The organism is Mycobacterium sp. TH-M106 (assembly GCF_057473765.1).
The window spans coordinates 1-5809 of sequence record NZ_JBYCLE010000641.1; the positions used below are offsets into that span (position 1 = coordinate 1).

The following is a 5809-nucleotide window of genomic DNA, read 5'->3' on the forward strand; positions in this document are numbered from 1 at the left end:
TCGCCGCGGCCATCGACGCGCTGCGCCGGCCGCAACGTCGCCGCGGCATGGCGGTGATCATCAGCGACTTCCTCGGCCCGATCAACTGGATGCGCCCTCTGCGCGCGATCGCAGCCCGCCACGAGGTGCTGGGCATCGAGGTGCTGGACCCGCGTGACGTCGAGCTGCCCGACGTCGGCGACGTCATCTTGCAGGACACCGAATCCGGGGTCACCCGCGAGTTCACCATCGACGCGAAACTGCGCGACGACTTCGCCCGGGCCGCGGCCGCCCACCGCGACGACGTGGCGCACACGCTGCGCAGCTGCGGAACGCCGCTGCTGTCGCTGCGCACCGACTCCGACTGGATCTCCGACATCGTCCGATTCGTCGAGTGGCGCCGTCGCGGGGCACTGGCGGGGATCTAGCGCCATGACCCTTCCGCTCCTCGGGCCGATGACGCTGACCGGCTTCGCCCACCCGTGGTTCTTCCTGTTCCTGCTCGTCGTCGCTGGGCTGGCCGCGCTGTACATCATCATGCAGGTAGCCCGGCAGCGGCGGATTCTGCGGTTCGCCAACATGGAACTGCTGCAAAGCGTGGCGCCCAGAGCACCGACCCGGTGGCGCCACCTCTCGGCGGTGCTGCTGCTGTGCTCGCTGCTGCTGTTCACGGTCGCGATGGCCGGCCCGACGCACGACATCCGAATCCCGCGTAACCGCGCGGTGGTCATGCTGGTGATCGACGTATCCCAGTCGATGCGCGCCACCGACGTCCAACCCAGCCGGCTGGCCGCCGCGCAGGAGGCGGGCAAACAGTTCGCCGACGAGCTGACACCGGGGATCAACCTGGGCCTGATCGCCTACGCCGGCACCGCGACCGTGCTGACGTCACCGACCACCAACCGCGAAGCCACCAAGGCAGCGATCGACAAGTTGCAGTTGGCCGACCGCACCGCGACCGGGGAGGGCATCTTCACCGCGCTGCAGGCCATCGCCACGGTGGGGGCGGTGATCGGCGGCGGCGACACCCCGCCGCCAGCGCGCATCGTGTTGCTGTCCGACGGCAAGGAGACTGTGCCGTCCAACCCGGACAACCCCAAGGGTGCGTACACCGCGGCGCGCACCGCCAAGGACCAGGGGGTTCCGGTGTCGACGATCTCGTTCGGCACACCGTACGGATATGTCGAGATCAACGATCAGCGTCAACCGGTCCCCGTTGACGACGCCTCGCTGAAGAAGATCGCCGACCTGTCCGGCGGCAACGCCTACACTGCGTCCAGCCTCGGCCAGCTCAAGGAGGTCTACTCGACCCTGCAGGATCAGATCGGCTACGAAACGATCAAGGGCGACGCCAGCGTCGGCTGGCTGCGATTGGGCTCGCTGGTGCTGATGCTGGCGGCACTGGCGGCGCTGCTGCTCAATCGGCGCCTGCCGGCCTGACCCGGCGAGCAGACGCTAAAGCCCCCGACACCAGGGAGTATTTGGGGGCTTTAGCGTCTGCTCGCCGTCGAGCCGATTTCGGCGTCGGGTCGGTGAGGCGATAGGTTGGCGGGGTGACGGACATCCAGGTAGCCGCGGGAAACCACGCACGGCCGCCGTTCGTTTCGCGGTCGGTGCTGGTCACCGGTGGAAACCGGGGGATCGGGCTGGCGGTAGCCCGTCGGCTCGCCGCCGACGGGCACAAGGTGGCGGTGACCCATCGCGGGTCCGAGGTGCCGGACGGGCTGTTCGGGGTGGTGTGTGACGTCACCGACTCCGCGACCGTCGACGCCGCGTTCACCGCGGTCGAGGAGCATCAGGGCTCCGTCGAGGTGCTGGTCGCAAACGCCGGTGTCGCCGCGGACGCATTCCTCATGCGGATGACCGAGGAGAAGTTCGAAAAGGTCATTGACGCCAACTTGACCGGCGCATTCCGGGTGGCCCAGCGTGCAGCGCGCAACATGGTCAAGAAGCGGTTCGGCCGGATGATCTTCATCGGTTCGGTCTCGGGTTCCTGGGGGATCGGCAACCAGGCGAACTACGCGGCGTCCAAGGCCGGCCTGATCGGTATGGCCCGCTCGATCGCCCGGGAGCTTTCCAAGGCGTCTGTCACCGCCAACGTGGTGGCTCCGGGCTACATCGACACCGACATGACCCGGGCGCTGGATGAGCGGATTCAGGCCGGGGCGCTGGACTTCATCCCGGCAAAGCGGATCGGCACCGCCGACGAAGTCGCTGGGGTGGTCAGCTTCCTGGCGTCCGAAGACGCCAGTTACATCTCCGGTGCCGTGATTCCCGTCGACGGCGGCATGGGCATGGGCCACTAAACGGTTAGCAAGGGTTAGCAAGGGTTAGCAAGGGTTAGCAAGGACTAGCAAGGACTAGCAAGGACTAGCATGACAGCTTTTCTGGACGGCAAGCGCATCCTGGTCACCGGGATCATCACCGACTCGTCTATCGCGTTCCACATCGCCCGGGTGGCCCAGGAGGCGGGTGCGCAGCTGGTGTGCACCGGCTATCAGCGGCTGCGGCTGATCGACCGCATTCTCGACCGGTTGCCGCAGAAGCCACCGTTGCTCGAGCTCGACGTGCAAGACGACAAGCACCTGGACACCCTGGCCGACCGGGTCACCGAGGTGATCGGGACGGGCAACAAACTCGACGGTGTCGTGCACTCGATCGGCTTCATGCCACCCAGCGGGATGGGAATCAACCCGTTCTTCGACGCGCCCTTCGATGACGTTGCGAAAGGCATTCACATCTCTGCGTTTTCGTATGCATCGCTGGCCAAGGCGCTGCTTCCGATTATGAACCGCGGCGGCAGCATCGTGGGAATGGATTTCGACCCCACCCGTGCGATGCCGGCCTACAACTGGATGACGGTGGCAAAGAGCGCACTGGAGTCGGTGAACCGGTTCGTCGCGCGCGAGGCCGGACCATACGGGGTCCGGTCGAACTTGGTTGCGGCAGGGCCGATCCGAACGTTGGCGATGAGCGCGATCGTCGGTGGTGCGCTCGGTGACTCGGCCAGTGACCAGATTCGCCTGCTCGAAGAGGGCTGGGACCAGCGGGCGCCGGTCGGTTGGAACATGAAAGACGCTACGCCGGTGGCGAAGACGGTGTGCGCGTTGCTCTCTGACTGGCTGCCGGCCACCACCGGCACGGTCGTCTACGCCGACGGCGGCGCCCACACCCAGCTGCTCTAAATGGAATTTGATGCCGTGCTGCTGCTGTCCTTCGGCGGGCCGGAGGGACCCGAGCAGGTGCGGCCGTTCCTGGAGAACGTAACCCGCGGCCGCGGTGTGCCGCCGGGCCGCCTCGACGCTGTCGCGGAGCACTACCGGCATTTTGGCGGGGTGTCGCCGATTAATGCGATCAACCGTGCGTTGGTCGACCAGTTGCGCGCGGAGCTGGATCTGCCCGTCTACTTCGGCAACCGCAACTGGAAACCCTACGTCGAAGACACCGTTGCGATCATGGCCGACAACGGCATTCGACGGGCTGCGGTGTTCCCTACCTCGGCATGGGGCGGGTATTCCGGCTGCACCCAGTACGCCGAGGACATTGCCCGGGCGAGGGATGCGGTCGGGGAGCACGCCCCGGAATTGGTCAAGCTGCGACAGTATTTCGACCATCCGCTGTTAGTGGAGATGTTCGCCGAGGCGATCGCCGCTGCCGCCGAAACCCTACCGGCCGGGCTGCGTGATGAAGCCCGGTTGGTGTTCACCGCACACTCGGTACCGGTTGTTGCCGACGAGCGGTACTGCCGGCTGTACAGCCGCCAAGTCGGCTATGCCGCAAGGCTGATCGCCGCCACGGCCGGATACCCGCAATACGACCAGGTCTGGCAGTCGCGGTCCGGCTTGCCGCAGACTCCGTGGCTGGAGCCCGATGTTGGCGACCACCTCGCGGGGCTGGCTGCTTACGGGGCACGCGCCGTGATCGTGTGCCCGATCGGTTTTGTCGCGGAGCACATCGAGGTGTGTTGGGATCTCGACTATGAACTTCGATCTCAGGCCGAGGCGGCGGGTATGGCCTTCGCCCGGGCTGCCACACCTAACGCGGATCGCCGATTCGCCCGGCTGGCCGCAGGGCTGGTCGACGAACTGCGCTACGGCCGTGAGCCGGAACGTGTCACCGCTACCGATCCGGTGCCCGGCTGCCGGCCCAGCGTCAATGGCCCGCCTTGTGTGCCGCCGCACTGCGTTGCCGTCGTCAAGCCGGCAGCGACGCCGCCCGTGTCTTAAAGCGGAGCTGGCAAAACCGTGTCCGACGTCGCCGACGTCACGCCTGCCAAGCGGAGCGCAGGATCGCGTCCACCGCGGCCGTCCGCGCCGAGCGCACCACTGCGGCCAACGGACGCATCGCGTCGGCGGCGCACCGCGCCTCCGACGAGGACTGCACCCCAGTCGCTGTCAGCCCGGAGGCGACCGAGATGATCGCATCGACATGGGCGGCGTTGTCTAGCACCCGCACCGCCCGCGGCGGCGCGTGGTCCGGAATCCGGTGCTGGCGTGATGATTCCACCAGCTGGCTGACCAGCAGCCGCGGGTCGGACGCGCCTCGGCCAAGCCGGCCCAATCCGATGGCGCTCAGCGCGTCAACGGCCGAGCGCACCGCCGAGCGCAGCGCATACTCCGCGTCGCCCAGATCGCAGTGTTCGACGATCGGCGCGCCGGGCAGCGCATACACCGTCCAGGACAGCACGCCCACATCGCCGGTGTCCGGGTTGTCGTCCGTGAGATCGGGTACCAGCCCGACCCTGCGGGCCACCGCCGATCCGTTATCGGACTCCGCGACGATCACCGCCTCGCCGGCGACGAGCGCGTCCCGTTCGAAGGAGGTGCCGGCCGGCAGCCCGCGCACATCGCCGGGCACCGGCGATACCTGGTGGATGGACCCGGGTGCGCGAGACGCGGCAGCAGAGCGCAGGATCTGCAACAACGACACACCGCCCGGGTCGTTTGCGTTCGGCCACGGCAGGCCGGTGCTACCGGCAGCGACGGCATCGTGGGCGACTATCGATTGTCTTGATGCCCACACCGAGAGCGCGTCCAGGACGTCGTCCGGTGCCGCCTGGCCCGCGAGCCAGGCGTTGGTCCACACCGAAAGCGTTGCGCTGGGACACCACACAATGCTGGCAGTGTAATTGCTCGCCTTCGACCGACATGGTTAGCAACTGATCTGGCGATATCCTGGCAGGATGCCCGCTGCCTTGAGCTGGTTGATCTTCGCGTTGGGGCTGGCCGGCGCGGAGGCACTCACCGGCGACATGTTTCTGCTGATGCTTGGCGGCGGCGCGCTGTCGGCGGCCGCGACCAGCGCTCTGGTGGACTGGCCTATCTGGTGCGACGGGGTGGTTTTTCTGGCGGTTTCGGTGCTGCTGCTGGTGGTGGTCCGTCCCGCCCTGCGGCGGCGGCTGTCCTCCGCAAGGGGCATCGAGACGGGAGTCCGCGCACTGCAGGGCAGAAGTGCGCTGGTACTCGATCGAGTCGCCCGACACGAGGGCAGAGTGAAGGTCGACGGTGACGTGTGGACGGCCAGGCCCCTGGACGACGGCGACGTCTACGAGCCGGGCGATCTGGTCACCGTCATGCATATCGACGGCGCTACCGCGGTGGTCTGGAAGAATATCTAGCGAAAGGAGCCGTGATGGAGGGTGCCGTCACCAGTTTGGTCTTGCTGGCGGTCCTGGTGCTGTTCGCGATCATCGTGCTGGCCAAGTCGGTCGCGTTGATCCCCCAAGCCGAGGCAGCGGTGATCGAACGGCTGGGCCGCTACAGCCGCACAGTCAGCGGCCAGTTGACGCTGTTGGTGCCGTTCATCGACCGAATCCGCGCCCGGATCGACC

At 67.2% G+C, this 5809-nt stretch carries 7 protein-coding genes and 1 pseudogene; 7 read left to right on the top strand and 1 reads right to left on the bottom strand.

Going from position 1 to position 5809, the window contains the following annotated elements; translation table 11 throughout:
- The 5 genes from AC2VOP_RS21475 to AC2VOP_RS21495 all read left to right on the top strand — a co-directional run.
- On the top strand, positions 1-407 hold a 407-nt coding region (locus AC2VOP_RS21475; RefSeq protein WP_486962843.1), incomplete at its 5' end, for a DUF58 domain-containing protein.
- Between the two features lie 4 nt (positions 408-411).
- Positions 412-1419 (top strand): VWA domain-containing protein, encoded by a 1008-nt coding sequence (locus tag AC2VOP_RS21480; protein WP_486962844.1) that lies wholly within the window; start codon positions 412-414, stop codon positions 1417-1419.
- Between the two features lie 122 nt (positions 1420-1541).
- The gene (gene fabG1, locus AC2VOP_RS21485) at positions 1542-2285 is read left to right on the top strand and encodes a 3-oxoacyl-ACP reductase FabG1 (protein WP_486962849.1); all 744 of its coding nucleotides are present in this window, start codon (positions 1542-1544) and stop codon (positions 2283-2285) included.
- A 69-nt stretch (positions 2286-2354) separates the two neighbouring features.
- Positions 2355-3164 carry an NADH-dependent enoyl-ACP reductase InhA gene (gene inhA / locus AC2VOP_RS21490; RefSeq protein WP_486962845.1) on the top strand — a complete coding sequence of 270 codons (810 nt, stop codon included), beginning with the start codon at positions 2355-2357 and terminating at the stop codon, positions 3162-3164.
- A complete protein-coding gene (locus AC2VOP_RS21495) occupies positions 3165-4205 on the top strand; it encodes a ferrochelatase (protein ID WP_486962846.1) in 1041 nt (346 codons plus the stop codon).
- Between the two features lie 37 nt (positions 4206-4242).
- Here the strand turns inward: AC2VOP_RS21495 and AC2VOP_RS21500 are convergent, their stop codons facing one another.
- Positions 4243-5091, bottom strand: a complete 849-nt coding sequence (locus tag AC2VOP_RS21500) for a hypothetical protein (protein WP_486962847.1) — start codon at positions 5089-5091, stop codon at positions 4243-4245.
- Between the two features lie 70 nt (positions 5092-5161).
- Between AC2VOP_RS21500 and AC2VOP_RS21505 the strand changes: the two genes are divergently transcribed.
- The gene (locus AC2VOP_RS21505; protein WP_486962848.1) at positions 5162-5596 is read left to right on the top strand and encodes an NfeD family protein; all 435 of its coding nucleotides are present in this window, start codon (positions 5162-5164) and stop codon (positions 5594-5596) included.
- Positions 5597-5610: 14 nt separating this feature from the next.
- A pseudogene (locus tag AC2VOP_RS21510) lies at positions 5611-5809 on the top strand (SPFH domain-containing protein); the annotation flags it as partial.